Below are 21,328 nucleotides of genomic sequence, written 5' to 3'. Positions count from 1 at the left end.
TGCGCCGTTGCACGACCACGCGGCCTTGGCGCGGCGAACAAACCCACTGCGCAGCCGGCAGGCGGCCGCGGCCGGTGCCCGGAATCGGCAGGTACCACTCGTACACCTGCGCTGACGGCGCGTCGTCCCGACCCGCATGACGACTGCGCGCGATGTCGTGTTGGCCGCTCTCAGTCGACGATGAACTCGGCGCGGCAGCCGTCGTTCACCCACACCCCGTCGCGGCTCCAGCCCCAGGTCTGGCCTTCCACGCAGGGCGTTTTGGACATCTGCCGGCCCAGGCGCACCGCACGTTCCACCGACACCCCGCAGGTGCGCCGCGCGCTTTTCTTCGATTCGCAGGTAACCATGCGCGGCACCGCGACGAAGCCGGAGCCATCTTCTGCGCCCACTTCGAATTCGCCGTCGCATCCACGCGAGACCCAGATTTCGTTGCGGCGAACGCCCCAGGTGCGCCCTTCCTTGCATGGCCACATCGAGCGTTGCCGCAGCAGCCGCACCGGCGCGCCCCGCAGCACCACCGGGCAGGCCACCGTGCCGCCGTTGGAATCGCAGCGCACCACGCGGCGCATCACGGTTGCGGTCTTCGCACGGGTCGCTGCGAATTCGGCGCGGCAGCCTTGTTCGACCCACACGCCGTCGCGTTCGACATCCCATTCGCTACCGCGGATGCAGCTGGTTTCGGAGAGCTGGCGCACCAGTTGCACGCCCTGGGCGGTGTCCATCGCGCAGTGCACGCGCGCCAGGTCCTTGGACTCGCAGCGCACCACGCCGGCTGCGCGGTCGGACGCGCGCGCATCGGCGAGCAGCAGCAGCGGCAAGCACCACAAACCGCATAAGCTGACCAGCCACTTCATGCCGACAATCCTCACCCCGAACGATCTTCGTCGCGCCCCCGTGGACGTGAAGATGAGAGCATCATCGATGTGAAGATAGCAATACGGCGCCAATGACAGCCAGATGACTCAGGCGCGGGCGAAGTCGAACGCCAGCACGTCGGCAATCTGCGTGGTGCCGCGCAAGGCCATCAACAGGCGATCCACGCCCACCGCCACACCGGCGCAGTTAGGCAACTGCGACAACACCGCCAGCAGGCGCTCGTCCAACGGCAGCTGCGGCAATCCACGTGCCGCACGCACGGCGTTGTCGCGCACGAAGCGCGCACGCTGCTCCTGCGCATCGTTCAGTTCGTGATAGCCATTGGCCACCTCGAAACTGCCCAGATACAGCTCGAAGCGCTCGGCGACCGGCGGATCGTCGTGGCGGATCCGCGCCAACGCACACTGACTGGCCGGCCAATCGTGCACTACCGTCAGGGTGTCGGCGGCAAAGCCCGGCTGGATGCGATGGGTCATCAGCAGGTCCAGCCAATCGTCGCGGGTCAGACCCACAGGATCGATCGCCACGTCATGCAAGGCAGCGCGTAGCGTTTCGATCGGGTCGCACAATGGGTCGATGCCCAACGCCTGCACAAAGAGCGCGCGATACGTCAGCACCTGCACCCTCGCCTGGCGCCCGACCAGCGCCAGCGCGCGACGCACCAGTTCGATCGTCTCCTGCGCCAGGCTGCGATCGTTCCAGCCCACCCGATACCATTCGAGCATGCTGAACTCGGGGTTGTGGCGGCCACCGGCCTCGCCGTTGCGAAACACCCGCCCCAGTTCGTAGCAATCGCCCAGGCCGGCGGCTAGCAGGCGTTTGAGCGGATACTCCGGCGAGGTACGCAACCAGCGCAGCGGCGCGCCAGCATCGACATGACCGGTGAAGCGCGTACTGAAACTTTCGATATTCGGTTCTGTATTGCCGGCCTCCGAAAGCACCGGCGTTTCCACTTCCAGCACGCCGCGTTCGGCGAAGAAGTCGCGGATCGTGGCGTTGAGCCGCGCCCGCAACTGCAGCGCGGCCAGATCCAACTGCGCCGTGCTCATGGCTGTTGGCCGTGGTCGCCCAGGAAGGCCAGCAGACGCGCTTCGCCCCAGATCTCCACGCCCAGCGACTGCGCCTTGTCGAGCTTGGAACCGGCTTCTTCGCCGGCCACCAGAAATGCCGTCTTCTTGGAGACGCTACCGGCGACCTTGGCGCCCAATGCTTCGAGCCGCTGCTTGGCCGCATCGCGTGTCAGCGCAGCCAGGGTCCCGGTGATGACCACGGTCTGGCCATCGAGCGGGCCGGTCTGCAGCGCATCGGCTTGGGGCAGACGCGCCAGCACGGTTTCCATCGCCTGCTGCGCCGCATTCGCGAGCGCAGTGTTTTCGGGGCGATCCAGCCATTGCAGCAATGCGGCCACCACGGGTGCCGGAACGCCGGCCTGCTGCAAGGCATCGGCACCGGCCGTGCGCAGCGAAGCGAACGAATCCACCGCCGCGGCAAGCTGCTGCGCGCGCACCGGCGTCACCTTGGGAATGTCCATGTCTTCCAGCACGCTGGCAAAACTCAGCGCCTCGCGCAGCTTGGGCGAAGGTGGATGCGTATCGCCGATGCGCACGCCACGCTGCAGCAGGTCATCGATGGCCTGCTGATTGCCGGCCTGATCGAAGAAGTGCCCAAGCGAACGCGCCACTTCGCCGCCGATGTCCGGCACGCGCTTGAACAGCGGCCACGGCAGATGCCGGATCAATTCCAGATCGCCGAACCAGGCCGACAACGCCTTGGCCGTGCTTTCGCCCACATGCTCGATACCCAGCGCAAACAGGAAACGCTCCAGCGTGGTGTCGCGCGATGTTTCGATCGCCTCGATCAGATTCTCCGCCCACTTGGTGGCGATCTTCTTGCGGTTCCAGTCGAAGCGCGGCAAGCCTGCGCGCAGCAGATCGGCCTGCCAGGTCTGCGGCACGTCGCGCTCGCCGGCCAGGTCCACGCCGATGCCGACCACGCTGGTTTCCAGCTGCGCATATGCGCCGCTGGCCAGATGCTCGCGCGCCTCGCGCAAGAACGCGTGCGGACTCTCGGCCGTGCTGATCAGGCGCAATTGCAGCAGCTGATCCACGCTTAGCAGATACAGGTCGGCCACGCCTTTCACCAGGCCACTGTCGACCAGCACTTCGATGAATTTTTCGCCCAGGCCGTCCACATCCATCGCGCGCCGCGAGACAAAATGCCGGAACGCCTCCTTGCGCTGCGCCGGGCAGGTCAACTCGCCGGAACAGCGCCAGACCGCCTGACCTTCTTCGCGCACGATCTGCGAACCGCACACCGGGCATTGCGTCGGCATCTGCCAGGCCTGGGTACCGGGCGGGCGCTGGTCGGCCACCACAGCGGCCACTTCAGGAATGACGTCCCCGGCGCGGCGCACGATCACCGTGTCGCCCACGCGCACATCCAGCCGCGCGATCTGGTCGGCATTGTGCAGCGTGGCATTGGTGACGATCACCCCGGCCACATGCACCGGCTTCAGGCGCGCCACCGGCGTGGCCGCACCGGTGCGGCCGATCTGGATCTCGATCGCCTCGACCGTGGTGGACTGCTCCTGTGCGGGGAACTTGTGCGCAATCGCCCAACGCGGCGCGCGCGAGACGAAGCCCATTTCGCGTTGCCCGGCCAGATCGTCGAGCTTGTACACCACGCCATCGATATCGAAGGCCAGCCCATCGCGTGCGGCACCGATGCGCTGGTAATACGCCAGCAGACCATCGCTGCCCTGCACCACCTCGACCAGCGCGCTGACCGGAAAGCCCCACGCACGCAGTTGCGCCAGGATCGCCGAATGGGTCTGCGGCAATGCGCCTTCGCTCACTTCGCCGACGCCGTAGGCAAAGAAGCTTAGCGGGCGCTGCGCGGTGATGCGCGCATCCAGCTGGCGCAGCGAGCCGGCCGCGCCATTGCGCGGGTTGGCCAGCACCTTGCCTCCCTGCGCACGCATCTGTGCGTTGTAGGCTTCGAACGCGGCGCGCGGCATATAGACCTCGCCGCGCACTTCCAGCACCTGCGGCCAGCCCTCGCCGCGCAGCCGCAATGGAATCGCCTTGACGGTGCGCAGGTTGGCGCTGACATCCTCGCCGGTGGCGCCATCGCCGCGCGTGGCGCCCTGCACGAACTCGCCATTCTCGTAGCGCAGGCTGATCGCCAGGCCATCGAGCTTGGGTTCGGCCGAAAACAGCGGTTGCTTGACCTCCAGCCGCTCGCTGATGCGCCGCACGAACTCGGTCACTTCCTCCTCGCTGAACGCATTGCCCAACGACAGCATCGGCAAGGCATGCCGCACTTCGGCAAATCGCGAGGCGGCCAGATGGCCGACGCGCTGGGTTGGCGAATCGGCACTGGCCAATTCCGGGTGCGCGCGCTCCAAGGCCTCCAGCTCGCGCATCAACTTGTCGTAATCGGCGTCGGCCATCTGCGGCTCGTCGAGCACGTGATACCGGTAGTTGGCGTCTTCGATGCGACGGCGCAGGGCATCGATGCGCTGAGCGGGATCCGGGCTGGCAGTCATACGATCGCAAGGCTGGCTCTGGGCCGCCTATTCTAACGGGCCATGCCGATGCCAAGGTCAGCGGTGTGGGTGCCGTTCGCGATGATTGAGCGATGCCTGCGATGGATGAAGTCGTTTGCGTCGATGCGCACCGGGCGCCAGCACCCATTCGCATCCGGGCTGGACAACGGGCCCGGCAGGAGCACGGCCATTACAGCCAGCCACCGTCACGCCACCTGTCTCTGCCGTCCAACGCCTGCAAGCATGCGTCGAACAGTTTTATGGCAATTCCCCGATAGGCAGATAGACACAAACCCGCTAGCGTGGCGCCCTCTTTGCCCGCCGCCTATGGAGTTCGCCGTGTCGTTGCCCGTCTCGCGCCGTTCGTTTCTCAGCCTCGCTACCACCGGCGTGGCGGTTTCCGCACTGGGGCTGGCACCCGCAGCCGAAGCGGCCCGCAAGCGCGCCGCGGCGCCGGCAACGCCGGGCGTGGCCGCGGCGGCCGGCACGGTCTACCTCAACCTCAACGAGCATCCGCTCGGGCCTGCCCCGGCCGCCTTGGACGCTGCCACCCGTTCGCTGGCACGCTCGGGCCGCTACCTGCTCGAGATGGAGCAGGATCTGCGTAACCTGATGACCGGCGAGCTGCAGCTGCCCAACGATCATCTGTCGTTATTCCCCGGCTCGCGGGACGCGCTGAACCGTGCCGGCAGCCTGTTCACGTCCGCGCGTGCAGGGCTGGTGGTGGCCGACCCGAGCTTCGACCCGTTGATCGAAAGCGCCACCGCCCGCGGCGTGGCCGTACGCAAGGTGCCGCTGCGTGCCGATGGCGCGCATGACGTCAAGGCGATGGCCAAGGCCGACCCGACTGCCGGCATGCTGTACCTGTGCAACCCCGGCAACGCCACCGGCGCCATCACCCCGCGCGCCGACATCGAATGGTTGCTGGCCAACAAACCGGCCAGCGCCGTGCTGGTGGTCGACGAGGCGTACATCCACTACAGCAACGAGCCCTCGGTGGCCGATCTGGTGCGTCAGCGCCAGGATCTGATCGTGCTGCGCAGCTTCTCCAAGCTCTACGGCATGGCCGGCCTGCGCCTGGGCGCCGCCCTTGCCCCGCCCGGCCTGCAGACCAAACTTGCCGCTTTCGGCAGCAACCCGGTGTCGGTTCCGGCAATGGCCGCCGGTATCGCCAGCCTGCGCGACCCGCTGCTGGTGCAGACCCGCCGCGCCGAGAACGCCCGGGTGCGCGAGGAGACCATCGCCTGGCTCAAGGGCAAGGGCTACACCTGCCTGCCCTCGCAAGCCAACTGCTTCCTGCTGGACGTCAAGCGCGATGCGAGCGTGTTCGCCGATTCGATGCAAAAGCAGGGCGTCATCGTCGGCCGCAGCTGGCCGATCTGGCCCAAGCGCGTGCGCGTCAGCGTGGGGACCGAAGCGGAAATGCTGCGCTTCCGCGAGGCATTCGGGAAAGCCAAGCGTTGAGCACTCAGCACTGAATGGTAGATCCTTCTCCACTCGGGACATTGTCCTCCTTCATGGGGGAGAAGGTGCCCCGAAGGGGTGGATGAGGGTGCGAGCGACGCCTGGCGTTGTCCGGCTGCACGAGGGCTTCGCCCCGTACCCTCACCCCCTCTCCCGCAGGAGAGGGGCTTAAAGTTCCTAGCGATCCAACCCATCAGGCTCCGGTGCGCGCAGCGTGCGGCGGATCCACAGATAGCTGATGACGAAGGTCAGCGCCATCGAGCCGGCGTTCCACAACAGCAGCTCGTGCAGTAGCGGCGGGCCTTGCAGGATGTGCAGGTAATAGCGGCGATCCAGCAGCGCGATGGCGTGCGGCATGAACACGCTGACGAAAGGCGTCGGCACCGGCGCGACCAGCAACGTGATCGCGGCAGCAAAGCCCACGACCACCCAGGGCGAATGTCGCGGCCTTTTGCGCAGGCGCGCGGCGATCCTGGTGAAGATCCACAACAACGGCATCGCCAAGATCGCCCACAGCACCAGCAGCAATGCCACCGCCAACACGCCCTGCAGGCTCAACATGTCAACTCACCAGCGCGGCGACTTGGTCAGCGGCGGTGCCTGGTGCTGGCGATCGTAGGCGCGCAGTTCGTCGCGGATATGCGCAACACGCTGGCGGCCCAACGCATTGCGGCTGTCGTCCAACACCACGCCATCCAGCAGCTCGGCCATGCGCTGCACGGTGGGCAGCATTTTTTCCCAGGCGTCGAGCGCAGTCATCGGTGCCGGCAGCGTGAGGAAGAACGCAATCGCCGGCGTCTGCATCTCGCGGATGTTGGCCATGTCGAAACTGCCGGGCTTGAGGATGCTGGCCATGCTGAAGATCGGCCCGCGCTCCGGGTGGCCTTCCACCAAGCGGTGGAACACGTTCATGTGGCCGAACACCAGCCCGGTCTTCTCTGCGGCCACCACCACATCTTCGCCGCGCAACACCTGGCCCGCCTTGGCGGCCACGAACAACGACACGATCTTGTCGAAATCCTGGTTCGGGCGCTTGCCGACCTCGTTGCCGCCGGAAGCATCCTGCCCTTCCAGGTTGAGCTCGCTCTGCTCGACGCCTTCTGCGCGTTCTGCAGCGTCACCCTCCACACCAAACTCGCTGGAAATCACCGGCTCGCGCCGTTCGCGCGGCTGGCCTTCGTCCTTGTCGACCCGGCGCCCTTGCGGCGATTTCTTCGGGCGACCAAATAGGAAGATGGCCGCGACCAGCAGCAGTCCAGCGATCAGGATCCCGATCCGGATCATGGCCATGTCGGACATTCAGCGTGCCTCCGCATAAGAGTGACAGGTGTCGTTATTCCAACAAGCATGGCACGTCATGCCGCACCCGCCAAACGTGCGGCCTCTTCCAGGTCCACGCTGACCAGACGGCTGACGCCCGGCTCGCGCATGGTCACGCCGGAGAGCTGGCGCGCGGCTTCCATCGTGGCCTTGTTGTGGCTGACGAACAGGAACTGCACCTTTTCGCTCATCTCGCGCACCATGTTGGCAAGACGGCCGACATTGGCTTCGTCCAGCGGCGCGTCCACTTCGTCGAGCAGGCAGAACGGCGCCGGGTTGAGCTGGAAGATCGCAAACACCAGCGCCACCGCAGTCATTGCCTTCTCGCCGCCGGAAAGCAGCGAAATGCTCGACACGCGCTTGCCCGGCGGGCGCGCCATGATGGTGACGCCGGTGTCGAGCAGGTCTTCGCCGGTGAGTTCCAGATACGCATGGCCGCCGCCGAACAGGCGCGGGTACAGCGCCTGCACGCCGGAGTTGACGCGGTCGAAGGTGTCCTTGAAGCGGCCGCGGGTCTCGCGATCGATCTTGCGAATGGCTTCTTCCAGCGTTTCCAGCGCGGTGTTGAGATCCAGGTTCTGCGCGTCCAGGTATTCGGAGCGTTGCGCGGCCTCGCCGTACTCCTGGATGGCGGCCAGGTTCACCGGCTCCAGGCGACGCATGCGCGCGTCGATCTGGCCAACGGCCGCTTCCCATTCGGCCACGTTGGCCGCCTCGGGCAACCCGTTGACCACGTCTTCCAGCACGAAGCCCGCCTTGACCACCGCCGCTTCCAGTTGCTCGGCATTGAGCACCAGCGCCTGTTGATCGAGCTTGCGTTGCGAAATGCGCTCGCGCTGCGCCAGCGCTTGTTCGTCGCGTTGTTGGCGGGTCTGTTCGAAGCTGCGCAGCTCGCTGTCGATGCTGTCGAGCAGGGTGCGCGCTTCGCCCAGCGCGCGCTCTGTGCGCACGCGTTCGCTCAACGCGGCCTGATGTTCGTGTTCCAGTGTTTCCACCGGCGAATCGCCTTCGCTCAGCTGGGCGACCAGATCTTCCAGGCGCGTATCGAGCTGCCCGCGCTGGCTGTCCATGCGTTCCAGGGTCTGGCTCAGCGATGCGATCTGGGTGCGTTGCGACTCCAGCGTCAGCGCCAATGCATGCATCGCATCGCGCACGCCGCGCGCGGCATCGCGCGCCTGATCGCGTGCATCGGTGAGTTGACGGCGCTCGCTTTCCAGCGCTTCGCGCGTGCCCTGCAGATCGCCCATCAGGGTGACTGCGTCTTCGAGTTTTGCGCGCGCCTCGCGGGCCTGCTCGCGGCTGGTGTCCAGCGTTTCCAGCAGTTGCGCCAATTCGGTTTCGATGCGCTCGATGCGCGTGCGCGCCGCGTCGACCTTGCCCTGCTGACTCTGCAATTGCCCGGCCAGTTCGGAAACGCTGCGGTGCGCCATGTACAGCTGGCGCTGCGCGTCTTCGCGCTGCTGCTCTGCCGCCAGCGATTGTTCGCGAAAGCTGGAGAGCTGATGTTCAAGCTCGGCTTCGCGCTCCTGCAAGGTTTCGATCTGCGTACGCAGTTCTTGAATCTCGCGCTCACGCAGCAACGCGCCCTGCTTGGCCGCGCCCGAGCGCGAGACGCGCACCCAACCCTCGCCCAGCCGCTCGCCAGTGCGGGTGATCACCGAATCGCCTTCGGGCAGGCTGCGTTGCAGCGTGCGCGCAGCGTCCAGATCCTCGGCGGTGTGCAGACGCGCAAGCAGGCGACGGATCGCGATCGGCCCCTGCACCTTGGCGGCCAGCGAGGTCGGCGCGAAGCTCGCATTGTCAGTGGCACTGGACACCAGCGCGATGCGACCATCGCCCAACTCGCCCAGCGCGTCGACCAGTTGCTCCGGCGCCTCCACCAGCACGCCTTCGATCAACTGCCCCAAGGCGCCTTCGACCGCGTTTTCCCAGCCACTCTCGACGCTGATGCGCTCGCCCACGCGCGCGGCCGAATCCAGTCCGCGCGACTTCAGCCACGCCACTGCGGCGCCCTGCTCCTGGCCAAGCGCGGCCTGTTGCAAGGTTTCCAGCGACGACAGCCGGCCACGCGCAGCCTGCGCCTGTTTGCGCACTTCGGCCAGCTCGCCTTGGCTGGCGCGTTGCTGTTCCTGCAGCCCAGCGAGCGCGTGCTTGCGCGCCTCGACCTGCTCGGTCAGGCCGTCCAGCGAGGTCTTCTGGGTTTCATGGCGCAGTTCGATCTGCTCGAACGCCTCGGCCAATGCGTCCAGGTCCAGCCCGGCACGCTCGTTGACCAGTGCTTCGCGGCGGCGGTCGGCTTCCAGTGCCTGGCGGTCCAGATAATCGACGCGCGTGCGCTCCACTTCACCGGCACGCGAGGCTTCGCCGGTGTCGCGGTTATGGGTTTCCCAGCGCTGCTGCCAGTCGGCCAGCCGCGCTTCGGCTTCGCGTAGCGACTCCTGGCGGAATTCGTGGTCTTCGCGCAGTTGCTCCAGTTGCGGTTCGGCAGCGGCGACCGCTTCGCGCAGCACGCTCAATTTGGCCGAGTCGCCGCTGATGTGCTGGGTCAATTCCTGCAGCTGGCTCTGCGCCTCATCGCGCGCCTTGTGCAAGCGATGCGAGAGTTCGCGTTGGTGCTGGATCTGCTGCTCGATACGCGCCAACGCGCCACCGACCTGGTAGACGTCGGCTTGTGCCTTGGCCACCGCTTCGGCGGCTTCTTCGCGGCGCACGCGGCCGGTCTCGATGCGTGCTTCGGCATCGCGTTGCTCGGCAATCAATTGCTGCAGGCGTGTCTCTTCCTGATTCAACTTCTCGCGCAGGCCCTGCAACCGACCATCCAGACCGCGGTATTCCAGCGCCTTCCACTCGGCGTCCTTGATCCGGCGCTCTTCCTGCAGTGCCTGGTACTGCTCGGCCTGCCGCGCCTGGCGCTGCAGATGCGCCAACTGCTTGGTGATTTCTTCGCGCAGGTCGCTCAGACGGTCGAGGTTTTCGCGCGTATGCCGAATACGCGTCTCGGTTTCCTTGCGGCGCTCCTTGTACTTGGAAATGCCGGCGGCTTCTTCCAGATAGACGCGCAGGTCTTCCGGGCGCGCTTCGATGATCTGGCTGATCATGCCCTGCTCGATGATCGAGTAGCTGCGCGGCCCAAGGCCGGTGCCCAGGAACAGATCGGTGATGTCGCGGCGCCGGCATTTGGTGCCGTTGAGGTAGTAGGCGCTATTGCCGTCGCGGCTGACCAGGCGCTTGACCGAGATCTCGTTGAACGAGGCGAACTCGCCACTGATGGTGTGGTCGGAGTTGTCGAAGATCAGCTCCACCGTCGCCTGCGATACCGGCTTGCGCGCCGAAGAGCCGGAAAAGATCACGTCGGTCAGCGAATCGCCACGCAGGCGGCTGGCCGAGCTTTCGCCCATCACCCAACGCACCGCGTCGATGATGTTGGACTTGCCGCAACCATTGGGGCCGACGATGCCGGTCATGTTGGTGGGCAGGTGCAAGGTGGTCGGGTCGACGAACGACTTGAAACCGGACAGCTTGATCGTGGACAGGCGCATGGGGGCTGGAGATTCCGGGCACCGCGCGGACGAGGCCGGCAGGTACTTTTCCTGGGAAGCCAGCGCCCAAGCCCTTGATCCATAAGATCCGCGGGCCGTGGAACCGGCAATGGGGCATGAGTATAACGGGCATGCCAGCGCTGGCGGCGGCGCCCCAAAAACGAAGGGCGCCTAACAAGGCGCCCTTCGGGTGACACATGTGGCCTGGATCAGGCGTCGGATTCGACGATGACCTTGACCGTGGTTTCCACATCCGCGTGCAGGTGCAGCACAACGTCGTATTCGCCGACATTGCGGAATGCGCCTTCGCCCAGGATCACTTCGCTCTTTTCCAGCGGCAGGCCGGCGGCGGTGAACGCCTCGGCGATGTCGCGCGGGCCAACCGAGCCGTACAGCTTGCCTTCGGTCGATGCATGCGCACCGATGGTGACGCTGGCGCCCTCGAACTTGGTGGCGCGGCTCTGTGCCTCGGCCAGGATGCTGTTGGCCTTGGCAACGAAGGGCGCCTAACAAGGCGCCCTTCGGGTGACACATGTGGCCTGGATCAGGCGTCGGATTCGACGATGACCTTGACCGTGGTTTCCACATCCGCGTGCAGGTGCAGCACAACGTCGTATTCGCCGACATTGCGGAATGCGCCTTCGCCCAGGATCACTTCGCTCTTTTCCAGCGGCAGGCCGGCGGCGGTGAACGCCTCGGCGATGTCGCGCGGGCCAACCGAGCCGTACAGCTTGCCTTCGGTCGATGCATGCGCACCGATGGTGACGCTGGCGCCCTCGAACTTGGTGGCGCGGCTCTGTGCCTCGGCCAGGATGCTGTTGGCCTTGGCTTCGTACTCGGCGCGCTTGGTTTCGAACGCTTCAACGTTGGCAGCGGTGGCCGGCACGGCCTTGCCCTGCGGCACGAGGAAGTTGCGGCCGTAACCCGGCTTGACGCTGACCTTGTCGCCCAGGTTGCCCAGGTTGGTCACTTTCTGCAGAAGAATCAGATCCATGGTGTTACTCCGTTATTCGTTAGCGCCGGCATGTGGAGGGCGCAACGGGTGCTGTCCGAAAAGACGGGATTCGGGAATCGGGATTCGGGAATCGTAAAAGCACGATTAACACCGCATCTCGAATGACCGGCCTCTATATTTTTAATTACCCGCACACGGATGTGCGGGCTCTTCCGAGGGACTCGGATTAAACGTCGTGGTTGTCCGTGTACGGGATCAGCGCCAGGAAACGTGCGCGCTTGACGGCCGTGGCCAGCTGGCGCTGGTACTTGGACTTGGTACCGGTCACGCGGCTCGGCACGATCTTGCCGTTCTCGGTGAGGTACTGACGCAGGGTGTTGAGATCCTTGTAGTCGATCTCTTTGACGCCCTCGGCGGTGAACTTGCAGAACTTGCGACGACGGAAGAACTTGGACATGACAGCGCTCCTTAAGCGGCTTCGGCGTTGTCGCCGTCGTTATCGTTGGCGGCGGGCGCTTCGCCCTCTTCGTCGTCACGACGACGACGCTCGCTACGCTCGGGCTTGTCGCCCTTCTCGTCCTTGCTCTTCATGATCAGCGACTGCTCGGTGTCGGCGCCATCGCGCTTGACGACCAGGTGACGCAGCACCGCATCGTTGAAGCGGAAGCTTTCCACCAGCTCGCTCAGCACGGCCTGGTCGACTTCGATGTTGAGCAGCACGTAGTGCGCCTTCACCAGGTTCTGGATCGGGTAGGCCAGCTGACGACGGCCCCAGTCTTCCAGGCGGTGGATGGTGCCGTTACCGCCCTCGATCAGCGACTTGTAGCGCTCGATCATGGCCGGGACCTGCTCGCTCTGGTCCGGATGGACCAGGAACACGACTTCGTAATGACGACTCATGTTGTTTTACCTTTCGGATGTGGCCACGTGGGCCGGACAGCTCCCCGGTGGTCCGCGCAAGCGGCCGGTGGAGCAAGGGTTTCCGCCCGGAATCGGGCAGGAAGCAGGAAAGTATGGCAGATCAGATGCTTAGCCGCAACAGACCGGGCAAGGGTACTTTCAAAGCCCCTCTCCTGCCGGGGCTCCAAGGCGCGGTCTGCGCGCCACTGGCGCGCGTGGCTTGGAGCGCCCGCGCTGCAAGCGCGGGCTGGGGCGCAGAGCGGGGGTTGGGGTGAGGATACGGGGCAAAGCCACTCGTGTCGTTCAACCACGCGAAGCTTCGCCCGTCCCCTCATCCGACCCTTTTGGGGCAGCCTCTCCCGGTGGGAGAAGGAAACACTCCAGCGCCGCCTGGCTCAGGTCGCGCTCAGCGATGCTCGTCCGCGGTGGTGAAGCTCTCCCCGCAGCCGCATTCGGCCGTGGCGTTGGGATTGCTGAAGGTGAAGGTCTCGCTCAGGCCGTGCTTGCCGAAGTCGATGCAGGTGCCATCCACCAGCGGCAGGCTGGCGGGGTCGACGAAGATGCGTACCCCGCCCTGCTCGAAGACCGCGTCGTCGTCGCGCGCCTCGCGTGCCAGGTCGGTGACGTGGCCCCATCCGGAACAACCGGTCTTGGTCACGCCAAAGCGCAGACCCAACGCACCCGGGGTCTGCTGCACGAAACGCTGCACGCGCTCCAGCGCGGCGGGGGTGAGGCTGACGGCCATGAGGGCACTCCGAAACAGTGGTGGCAAGTATAGCGAGGCCGCAACAACCGGGCAGAACGCTGAGTGGCGGCGTCCGCAACAGATGGGGGCAGCCTGCGCCTGCGACAAGCGCCGCCGTCGGCACGCGGTTCAGATGCTCGCGCCGGCGCGGCCGCAGCCAGTAAACTCGCAGGCCATTCAAGGTCGCTACGGCGAGGAACAGTCATGACGGTGGTCAGCGTTGAACATGCGCTTGCGGGAAAGCTCCCGGAAGGCGGCGAAGTCACGGTACGGGGGTGGGTGCGCACCTTGCGCGGATCTGCCGGACTGGCCTTCATCAACGTGACCGACGGCTCGTGCTTCGCTCCGATCCAGGTGGTGGCCAACGACACGCTGCCCAATTTCGACGAGATCAAGCGGCTGACCAGCGGCTGCTCGCTGATCGCCAAGGGCGTACTCGTCAAGTCGCAGGGCAAGGGCCAGTCGTTCGAGATCCAGGCCAGCGGCGTGGAGATCGTCGGTTGGGTCGAAGACCCGTTGACGTACCCAATCCAGCCCAAGCCGATGACGCCGGAATTCCTGCGTGAAGTGGCGCATCTGCGCCCGCGCACCAACCTGTTCGGTGCGGTGACCCGCATCCGCAACTGCTTGGCGCAGGCGGTGCACCGCTTCTTCCATCAGAACGGATTCAACTGGATCAGCACGCCGATCATCACCACCTCCGATGCCGAAGGTGCCGGGCAGATGTTCCGCGTTTCCACGCTGGACATGGTCAACCTGCAACGCGATGCCAGCGGCAATGTGGATTTCAGCCGCGATTTCTTCGGCAAGGAAACCTTTCTGACCGTGTCCGGCCAGCTCAACGTGGAGGCGTACTGCCTGGCGCTGAGCAAGGTCTACACCTTCGGCCCGACCTTCCGTGCCGAGAACAGCCACACCACGCGCCATCTGGCCGAGTTCTGGATGATCGAGCCGGAAATCGCCTTTGCCAATCTTGCCGAAGACGCACGCCTGGCCGAGCAGTTCCTCAAATACCTGTTCCGCGCGGTGCTCGATGAGCGTGGCGACGACCTGGCGTTCCTGGCCGAGCGCGTGGACAAGAACGCAATCACCAAGCTCGAAGCGTTCATCAATGCACCGTTCGAGCAGATCGACTACACCGAGGCGGTGAAGCTGCTGCAGAACTCCGGCAAGAAGTTCGATTTCCCGGTGGAATGGGGCCTGGACCTGCAGACCGAGCACGAGCGCTGGCTCACCGAAGAACACATCGGCCGCCCGGTGGTGGTGACCAATTACCCCGAGCACATCAAGGCGTTCTACATGCGCTTGAACGATGACGGCAAGACCGTTGCGGCGATGGACGTGCTGGCCCCGGGCATCGGCGAAATCATCGGCGGCAGCCAGCGTGAAGAACGCCTGGACGTGCTGGACGCGCGCATGGCGCAGTTCGGCCTGGATAAGGAGCACTACAGCTGGTATCGCGATTTCCGTCGCTACGGCTCGGTGCCGCATGCCGGCTTCGGCCTGGGCTTCGAACGGCTGGTGGTGTACGTGTGCGGGTTGAGCAACATCCGCGACGCGATCCCCTACCCGCGTGCGCCAGGCAGCGCGGAGTTCTGAGGTGAGCTTGCCGGCCGCCGCCCCCCTGCTGCAATCGCTGGCCTTCTGGCTAGCGGCGATCATGGCCGGGCTGACGGCGGTACGGAGCGTGTTGCTGGCGCGGCTGGCAGCGCGCCAACTGGAGCCGCAACGCTGGTGGCAGACCGACGCCGCGCGCGCCGCAACCCGGCATGCCACCGGTCCAATGCGTTGGTCCATCGCCGCGTTGGTCATCGGCGCGACACTCCCCAAACTCGCACTCCTGCTGGCGGCCACATGACCCTGTTCTTCGCACTGTGTTTTGTGGGTGTCGCCGTCGCCGGGTTGACCGCGCTGCTGATCTTCTGGCCGCTGACCCTGGTGCACATGCGCGACCGCCACCCGGAGGCATTGGCCAGCTTCGGCGACCCGGCCTTCATCAGCCCTGTGGCGTTGCGCTGGTTATTGGCGCGCCGTTACCGCAGCTACCGCGACACTGCACTGTCCGGTCTGGCCACACCCGCCTGGCTCTCGCTGCTCACCATCTTTTTCGGCCTGGGCATGGCGGTCCTGCTCGGCCTGCTTTCCAAGGTAATGCAATGACTACTTACGAAGACACCCTGCAGGGCGCCCGCGACTCCTGGTGGCTGGCCACGATCGGCCGCACGCTGATCTGGGCGCGCCTGCGCGTCAACGAAGCCGGCACCGCCGAGGTACTGGACAGCGACGGCAAGACGCTGCCCTACGACAGCGAAGATAGCGCACGCGCAGCCTTGTTCGACGCCGAATTCGTGGCACTGGATGGGCTGGACGAGGAAGACGCACTCATCCGCGGCTTTTCGCTGCATGAAGTCTCGCCGCCCCAAGGTAACGACGATGCCGAGCTGCGTGCGCGCATGGTCGTGAACATGGGCGGCCGCGCCTGACATGTACGCCCCGCGCGCATTTGCGCAGACCGATCTGGCCTTGCTGGACTGGCTGTTCGCGCGCGATGCGTTCGTCACCCTGATCAGCCAGGGCGAGGATGGGCAGCCGGTGATCTCGCACCTGCCGGTGCTGTATCAGCGCGATGGCCAGGATGTCGTGATCGAAGGCCATTGGGCACGCCCCAATCCGCAGGCGCGCACTGCTGGCGACGCGGTCATGGTGTTGCAGGGCCCGCATGCCTATGTCTCGCCCACCTGGTACCTGGACAAGGACGCAGCTGCGCGTGTGCCCACCTGGAACTACGCCGTTGCGCACCTGCATGGACGCTGCAGCCAGGTGAGCGATGAAGACGCGCTGGGCAGTCTGATTGCGCGCATGAGCGCGCACTTCGAGCAGCGCGTGGGCAGCGATTGGCAGTTCGAAATGGAGCGCGACAGTCATCGCCGGCAATTGCGCGGCCTGGTCGGCTTCCGCTTCGTTCCAAGCCGCATCGAGCTCACCTTCAAGCTGAGCCAGAACCACCCGGCCGGCAATCAACGCAGTGTCGCCCAGTTCCTGACGCAGCAAGCCGACCAAGACGCGCACGCCATCGCAGCATTGATGCAGGCGGCGCTGGATGTCGATACGACGCGCTGAGGCGGCCGCTTCGTACCCCGAACGGCTAGTCACCAAACGGCTGGGGCGCGTCGGCCACACTGCGGCCGACGCCTGCATCGGCCCGCGCACAGGTCATTGCAGGTGTCTCCCACTTCGTAAGGAATTGCCCTTCGCGACGCTCATGGCATGAGCAGTAGTTTGCCGGTGCGGTCATGTTCGAGCATTCGCTCCAGCCGTTGAATCTACTCCAGATTGCCGCCTCGCGCGCCGGCAACGGCACCATTGCCGGCCTTGGACAGCGCGCCAGCCAGATCGGCGCTTTTGGCGCTCAGAAATGTGCCGACGTCGATGTACCGCAGTGCATGCCGACACGCCTCAGCCGGCACGGCGCATGTGCTGCGCTACGCAGCCATCGGATGACTCACTGTTACCGTCGATTGCAGCTTCAAGCGGAGAAAGGCCCTGGGCGATCGCATAACGGGTCAGCTGAGCGATGCTTTGGATATTGAGCTTCAACATGCAGTTTTCGCGATGCGTCCCCACCGTCTTCACGCTCAGGTGCAAGCGGTTGGCGATCTGCCTGGTGGACAGGCCTTCCGAATAGAGCTGCACGATTTCGCGCTCGCGTGAGGTGAGTCGGGTGTAGGCCGAATCGGCCTTGGCGGCTCGACGCAGCCCGGCGATCAGCGAACGCGACATCTGCGGGCTGATGTAGGTCTGATCCTGGATGACGCATTGAATTGCCCGCAGCAATTCGGCAAAACGGCTGGTTCGCGCCAGATATGCTTTGGCGCCAGCTTCGAAGACTGCGCTGGCCTGGGTACAGGCATCGGACGGAGCGATACAGATTGCCCGGCTGTTGGGGCTGCGCTGCATCAAGCGCCGCGTCAGATCGATACCATTGAGGCCGGGTAGGAGCACATCCACCAGAACGATATCAGGCCGCTCTCTGGCGGCGATCTGAAGACATGCCAGCCCGTCTTCTGCATGGCCTACCACTTCGATACCGGGAACCTTTTGCAGCAAAGCGACCATCCCTTCCACAAGGATGGTGCGATCGGCAGCGACGACGATACGTGTCTTCATCATACCCTCTGGTGCACGAATGGGGACCGCGCTGTGCAGCGGCTTGCACGCGGCGCGCTGCAGCGAATCGGCAGATGCTCGGCAGGAGCACTTGAGCGAGCTTGTCACACGCTTATCTCCGGGCCATCGGTCTTGAACTGATTTGGCGAGCATCAGATGCTGGTATCGACAGCGCCGCTAATGTCGCTGAGGCGCCGTGTCGGGTGCGCCTGCCTGAAGCGTGTTACGCAATTTGCGCCGACGCCGAAGCGAGCTATGCCGCACGATGCGAACGCGCGCTGCCACCTGATGCCCGGCAGGCCGTGCCAAACCGCACTCTACGGACGGGCAAAGAAGGGCGCACGTGGGTCTGAGCGCATTTCATGCGCGAACGATCAGGACTCGTCTGACATCATCTGCCTGGCAAGGCCGGTCAGTTGCTGGCGCACCTGATCCAGGCGCGGGTCGGCCTGCATCTCACGCTGCAGGTCCAACAGACCCGCGGCAAGTTCGCCACGGGCGCGGATGCTTTCGGATTCGGCAGACGCCCGCTGCGACTGGATCGAGGCAGCGGCTTGTTGGCCGGAATCGCCGCGCACGACCGTTTCCATGACCTCGACCATGCGTTGCAGCAGGCGATACACCGCGCTTGCCGAGAAGCCGCCCATCATCGCCAATGCGGGCTTTCCGAACGCGCCCAGGCTGCTGTCAGCAAAAAGATTCTCCGGCAGCAACTCCACCAGGATCAGGCCAGCGATGAGACCGAGGATCATGCGCGCGGCATAGGAGGAATCGAAGCGCGGATCGTATGTTGCGTCGGCAACGTAACGATGGGCTTGGAACAACGCGGAGAACGCCGCACCGAGTCCGGCACAGGCCAGGATGAACATCACGTTCCAGCCCAGCGTGCTCCCCGAGGAAGCGAGGAAGCCCAGCGTGATGTTGTGCTCGTTCACCAGGCTGGACATTGCCAGACCGACCACTGAGGCCAGGCAACCGACCGAGGTCAAGGTCAAGGTGCGGATCAACGGAATCGGCCCCAGCCAGCGCAACCAGCCACCGCGCAGGCGCTCGCGCTCGATCAGCACCACCGCCTGCGGCGTTGCCGGCTGGATCGCACGCACCAGCTGTCGGTGCAGACCGGCCAATTCGCGCGCGCCGGATTCGCCGTGCAAGGAGGCGCCAGGCATCACGCGCAGCTCTGCCAGCCGGCCAGGCAGATCGGGAGACATCGCCAGACCTTGCTTCAGTGCGTAGGACACCATCGCCCGGCATTCGAGCTCCAGTTGTTCGAGCACGCTGGAAAATGCCGGCCCGCCGAAATCCGCCGGCGGGACCGGCTGGGCCACTGCACGTCGTCGTAGGCCGGCGCGCCTACTGGCTCGCTTCCACATAAATGACGTCCTTACTGGCAGCCAGGCGGCGACGACACCTCAAGGCATCCGCTCGAACAGCGCCGTCTCTCGCTGTCCCTTCAACAGCAATGCAAGCTCGGCACTGCCATCTGCACGAACCTGCAGACTGGCCTGGGCATCGCTGAGCTGACGGCAATAGCCTCTATCGTTGGCCACGACCCAGGCATTCAACGCACCTGCTGCACGCCCGGCATAGCGCAATTCCACCTGGCAATCCCGTGGAGCACCGTAACGCAGGCGACCGAGCACGTCGCCGGGACGGATCGTGGTCGCCACGATCTCCAGCTGTGCGGAAATCAGCCCCGCCCCACGCCAGCGCCCGGCTTCGGCCAATCCAGCACTGCTCTGACTCAGGGCAACCACGAGCGGCGAGGCGCCGCCAGACAAGGTGAGCTGCATCCCGTGCGCCCCACCATCTGCGATCTGGAGTTGGGCAAGCCCGCCGGTCAGCGCCTCGCAGAACTTGCCGCCATTGCGCGACAGCAACGCATACCCGTCCGGCTGCGCGCGCAACTCGAGCGCGCAATTGTAGGGAGGCCCGAATCGCAGATCCGCCACCTGGGTGCCCTCGCCTCCAGCCGCGCGCGCACTCAGACGGACGTAGACCGGCCCGGCACTGCCGCTGGCGGACAGGATGCCGCGCCAGTCACCAGCCGGAATCCCGCCCGCCGGAGCTGCCTGCGCTGCGGTCAGCGATACACACAAGGCAAGTGCCGAGGTGATGCGCAAAATGTGATGTCGATAGCGATGTTGACCAGCCATGAAAAAGCTCCGATAAGAAATTGGAAAGCATGGAGAGATCGATCACGCTGCCGCTCAGCACACCGAACGCAGCGATAACCAGAACAACGACCAGGCAGATGACGAAGCTGGAGCGCAGCTTGCGCCGGGACTGCCGACAGAGATCTGCATGCAAGGCGGCCACATCGGTTCCCAGCCGCTCGGCGAGCGCCCGGGCATCGGCATCCGACAGCAGCAGCCTCACCGCAGCGCTCCTGGATCGGATAGTGGCACGTCCATGAACGGGTGCAGCGTCCACTCCTTCAGTGCGACACCATCGAACCAAAGCACGCCACGCGGACGCTCGGCTCCTTGATAGCTGATCTTCAGCGTATGCCCAGGCGTACGGCCATCTGGCGGCGCAAGACGCAATGCCAACCCGGGTGCACCGTCGGCCTGCGTGATCGGCTCGATCTGCACTTGCAGCGTCAACGAAAGCTCGCTGATTTGCTGCAGCCGCAGCGCACGCAATTGGCATACAGGAATGGAGAACAGGGTTGCCGTTTCGGCCTGCGCCGTTTGCTCTGCATCCATGCACTGCACCCACAGGTCGCATGCGGCCGCCGCGGCATTTACGACTGCAGCGTGCCGCTGGCGGCACCGCTGTTGCGCGCGTCGGACGGCCTGGTCGAGCAGCTCCACGAAGGTGTCGAGGCAATAGCTCGCACGTGCCATCTATGCCTCCGTCAGCCAGACCGGCTTGCGCTTGAACCCGACGTGGTAGCACAGCCATTGCAGCACGACCTGGTGCTCGCCCAACTGCAGGATATTGAAGCTCTTCTCGATTCCGAGAATCGCCCCCCTGGGCGCTTCGCTGAGGCAGCGATTGAGCAACTGCTGCGCGGCTTCGACCTGCTCGGCAGTCTGCATTTTTGCCGGGTTGTCGCTGCCGACGACGATGCGCTTGATGAAACTGACTTCTGAAAAATCCATCATCGGCAACGACTCGGGTTAGGGAAAAGTACGGGACGCACCAGCGACGTTACGGCACCGGCACAGGTGCGGTGATTTTGCGAGGAGCCGCAGCGGTCTGCAGGATGTCGAGCACACGCGACAGGCCTTCGGGCGTGCCGCGATCTTCGGCGTGCAGCGCGACGTGATACTTGGCCGAGTTATCCGAAGAGCGGGTATTTTCCTTGTGGCTGGACACGGAGCCCTGCACGTTGACCTTGGCCTTGAAGACACCCCAGCCGACGCTGGCTTCCAGATCCACCTTGAGGCTCTTGTCTTCGGCTTCCTTTTCCGAGAACGAGGATTTGACTTCCATATCGAAGGTGACGTCCACGGTCTGAATGCTCAGGTTGGGGACGTTGACGAGGGTCAACAGCGGTACAACGATCTCCACTTCCTCCTCTGCCATGCCGGTACCGCTAGGGTCTTCGACCGGGCGCTTGAATTTGAACTGCGCGGTGCGCGTGCCGCCGTTCCCGTTGGGATCGGCAGGGTCGGTCGGCGGCAGAAAGCCGATGACCTTGATGAAGTCGGCGGTGGCCCGTGCCAGCATGACCTGCGCATCGCAGGCTGCACGCAGCGGAGCGCCGATCAGGTCTGCCATCGGCAGGCCCTTGAACTGGTCGGACATGTTGACGATATCGCTCATGATGTTCTCCTGAAGAACGGTTGTTTAAGAAGAAAGCG

22 protein-coding genes and 2 pseudogenes are annotated in these 21,328 nt (G+C 65.0%); 7 read left to right on the top strand and 17 right to left on the bottom strand.

Going from position 1 to position 21,328, the window contains the following annotated elements:
- Window positions 1-170: 170 nt before the first annotated feature.
- The 3 genes from ACDH77_RS08050 to ligA form a co-directional block, all read right to left on the bottom strand.
- Window positions 171-857: a DUF3011 domain-containing protein gene (locus tag ACDH77_RS08050; protein WP_008576270.1), complete on the bottom strand. Its 687-nt coding sequence runs from the start codon at window positions 855-857 to the stop codon at window positions 171-173.
- A gap of 108 nt (window positions 858-965) precedes the next feature.
- Window positions 966-1,928, bottom strand: coding sequence for an EF-P lysine aminoacylase EpmA (gene epmA / locus ACDH77_RS08045; protein ID WP_029819157.1), 963 nt, complete (start codon window positions 1,926-1,928; stop codon window positions 966-968).
- Window positions 1,925-4,426: an NAD-dependent DNA ligase LigA gene (gene ligA / locus ACDH77_RS08040; RefSeq protein ID WP_372353812.1), complete on the bottom strand. Its 2,502-nt coding sequence runs from the start codon at window positions 4,424-4,426 to the stop codon at window positions 1,925-1,927. Before ligA ends, epmA begins: the two co-directional genes overlap by 4 nt.
- Before the next feature lie 339 nt (window positions 4,427-4,765).
- Between ligA and ACDH77_RS08035 the strand changes: the two genes are divergently transcribed.
- Window positions 4,766-5,890: a pyridoxal phosphate-dependent aminotransferase gene (locus ACDH77_RS08035; protein WP_031422051.1), complete on the top strand. Its 1,125-nt coding sequence runs from the start codon at window positions 4,766-4,768 to the stop codon at window positions 5,888-5,890.
- 177 nt (window positions 5,891-6,067) lie between these two features.
- On the opposite strand, the gene ACDH77_RS08030 is transcribed toward ACDH77_RS08035, so the two are convergent.
- From ACDH77_RS08030 to ACDH77_RS07995, 8 genes and pseudogenes are all read right to left on the bottom strand, one after another.
- On the bottom strand, window positions 6,068-6,451 hold the full coding sequence (locus tag ACDH77_RS08030; RefSeq protein ID WP_008576274.1) for a hypothetical protein: 384 nt from the start codon (window positions 6,449-6,451) through the stop codon (window positions 6,068-6,070).
- A 6-nt stretch (window positions 6,452-6,457) separates the two neighbouring features.
- Window positions 6,458-7,189, bottom strand: coding sequence for a cell division protein ZipA (gene zipA, locus ACDH77_RS08025; RefSeq protein ID WP_008576275.1), 732 nt, complete (start codon window positions 7,187-7,189; stop codon window positions 6,458-6,460).
- Window positions 7,190-7,245: 56 nt separating this feature from the next.
- On the bottom strand, window positions 7,246-10,749 hold the full coding sequence (gene smc, locus ACDH77_RS08020) for a chromosome segregation protein SMC (RefSeq protein ID WP_014089857.1): 3,504 nt from the start codon (window positions 10,747-10,749) through the stop codon (window positions 7,246-7,248).
- A 209-nt stretch (window positions 10,750-10,958) separates the two neighbouring features.
- Window positions 10,959-11,255: pseudogene (gene rplI / locus ACDH77_RS08015) on the bottom strand (50S ribosomal protein L9); the annotation flags it as partial.
- 38 nt (window positions 11,256-11,293) lie between these two features.
- A complete protein-coding gene (rplI, locus tag ACDH77_RS08010) occupies window positions 11,294-11,743 on the bottom strand; it encodes a 50S ribosomal protein L9 (RefSeq protein WP_003485864.1) in 450 nt (149 codons plus the stop codon).
- Between the two features lie 187 nt (window positions 11,744-11,930).
- Entirely contained in the window at window positions 11,931-12,161 is a 231-nt protein-coding gene (gene rpsR / locus ACDH77_RS08005) for a 30S ribosomal protein S18 (RefSeq protein ID WP_002804494.1), read from the bottom strand.
- Window positions 12,162-12,172: 11 nt separating this feature from the next.
- Complete coding sequence (rpsF, locus tag ACDH77_RS08000) at window positions 12,173-12,604, bottom strand: 30S ribosomal protein S6 (RefSeq protein WP_003485869.1); 432 nt, start codon at window positions 12,602-12,604, stop codon at window positions 12,173-12,175.
- 406 nt (window positions 12,605-13,010) lie between these two features.
- Complete coding sequence (locus tag ACDH77_RS07995; RefSeq protein WP_007966300.1) at window positions 13,011-13,349, bottom strand: HesB/IscA family protein; 339 nt, start codon at window positions 13,347-13,349, stop codon at window positions 13,011-13,013.
- A gap of 204 nt (window positions 13,350-13,553) precedes the next feature.
- Here ACDH77_RS07995 and asnS point away from each other — a divergent pair, with 204 nt between their 5' ends.
- The 5 genes from asnS to ACDH77_RS07970 are packed head-to-tail and all read left to right on the top strand — an operon-like array spanning window position 13,554 to window position 16,469.
- Window positions 13,554-14,948, top strand: a complete 1,395-nt coding sequence (gene asnS, locus ACDH77_RS07990; RefSeq protein ID WP_031422043.1) for an asparagine--tRNA ligase — start codon at window positions 13,554-13,556, stop codon at window positions 14,946-14,948.
- Between the two features lies 1 nt (window position 14,949).
- Entirely contained in the window at window positions 14,950-15,207 is a 258-nt protein-coding gene (locus ACDH77_RS07985; RefSeq protein WP_031422041.1) for a hypothetical protein, read from the top strand.
- Entirely contained in the window at window positions 15,204-15,509 is a 306-nt protein-coding gene (locus ACDH77_RS07980) for a hypothetical protein (RefSeq protein ID WP_029819146.1), read from the top strand. Before ACDH77_RS07985 ends, ACDH77_RS07980 begins: the two co-directional genes overlap by 4 nt.
- Entirely contained in the window at window positions 15,506-15,832 is a 327-nt protein-coding gene (locus tag ACDH77_RS07975) for a hypothetical protein (RefSeq protein ID WP_014089854.1), read from the top strand. The genes ACDH77_RS07980 and ACDH77_RS07975 overlap by 4 nt, the downstream gene beginning before the upstream one ends.
- Window position 15,833: 1 nt before the next feature.
- A complete protein-coding gene (locus ACDH77_RS07970; protein WP_031422037.1) occupies window positions 15,834-16,469 on the top strand; it encodes an FMN-binding negative transcriptional regulator in 636 nt (211 codons plus the stop codon).
- Between the two features lie 336 nt (window positions 16,470-16,805).
- Here ACDH77_RS07970 and ACDH77_RS07965 read toward each other — a convergent pair whose 3' ends face one another.
- From ACDH77_RS07965 to ACDH77_RS07955, 3 genes are all read right to left on the bottom strand, one after another.
- Complete coding sequence (locus ACDH77_RS07965) at window positions 16,806-17,519, bottom strand: response regulator (protein ID WP_014089852.1); 714 nt, start codon at window positions 17,517-17,519, stop codon at window positions 16,806-16,808.
- Window positions 17,520-17,890: 371 nt separating this feature from the next.
- On the bottom strand, window positions 17,891-18,760 hold the full coding sequence (locus ACDH77_RS07960; RefSeq protein ID WP_109290701.1) for a hypothetical protein: 870 nt from the start codon (window positions 18,758-18,760) through the stop codon (window positions 17,891-17,893).
- Between the two features lie 168 nt (window positions 18,761-18,928).
- Window positions 18,929-19,639, bottom strand: coding sequence for a hypothetical protein (locus ACDH77_RS07955; protein ID WP_031422035.1), 711 nt, complete (start codon window positions 19,637-19,639; stop codon window positions 18,929-18,931).
- Window positions 19,640-19,691: 52 nt separating this feature from the next.
- On the opposite strand from ACDH77_RS07955, the pseudogene ACDH77_RS07950 reads away from it, so the two are divergent.
- Window positions 19,692-19,880, top strand: a pseudogene (locus ACDH77_RS07950) (hypothetical protein); the annotation flags it as partial.
- Between the two features lie 11 nt (window positions 19,881-19,891).
- Here the strand turns inward: ACDH77_RS07950 and ACDH77_RS07945 are convergent.
- From ACDH77_RS07945 to ACDH77_RS07935, 3 genes are read right to left on the bottom strand one after another with little or no spacing between them, the layout of a single operon-like run.
- Complete coding sequence (locus ACDH77_RS07945) at window positions 19,892-20,365, bottom strand: hypothetical protein (RefSeq protein ID WP_109290673.1); 474 nt, start codon at window positions 20,363-20,365, stop codon at window positions 19,892-19,894.
- A complete protein-coding gene (locus ACDH77_RS07940) occupies window positions 20,366-20,626 on the bottom strand; it encodes a hypothetical protein (RefSeq protein ID WP_008576302.1) in 261 nt (86 codons plus the stop codon).
- A gap of 46 nt (window positions 20,627-20,672) precedes the next feature.
- Entirely contained in the window at window positions 20,673-21,290 is a 618-nt protein-coding gene (locus tag ACDH77_RS07935; protein ID WP_109290672.1) for a DUF2589 domain-containing protein, read from the bottom strand.
- Window positions 21,291-21,328 lie beyond the last annotated feature (38 nt).

The sequence above is a fragment of the Xanthomonas axonopodis pv. maculifoliigardeniae genome (genome assembly GCF_041519315.1).
Lineage (GTDB): Bacteria > Pseudomonadota > Gammaproteobacteria > Xanthomonadales > Xanthomonadaceae > Xanthomonas > Xanthomonas euvesicatoria.
The sequence above is the reverse complement of the archived record's forward strand: the minus strand, read 5'-3'. Positions and strand labels throughout refer to the sequence as shown.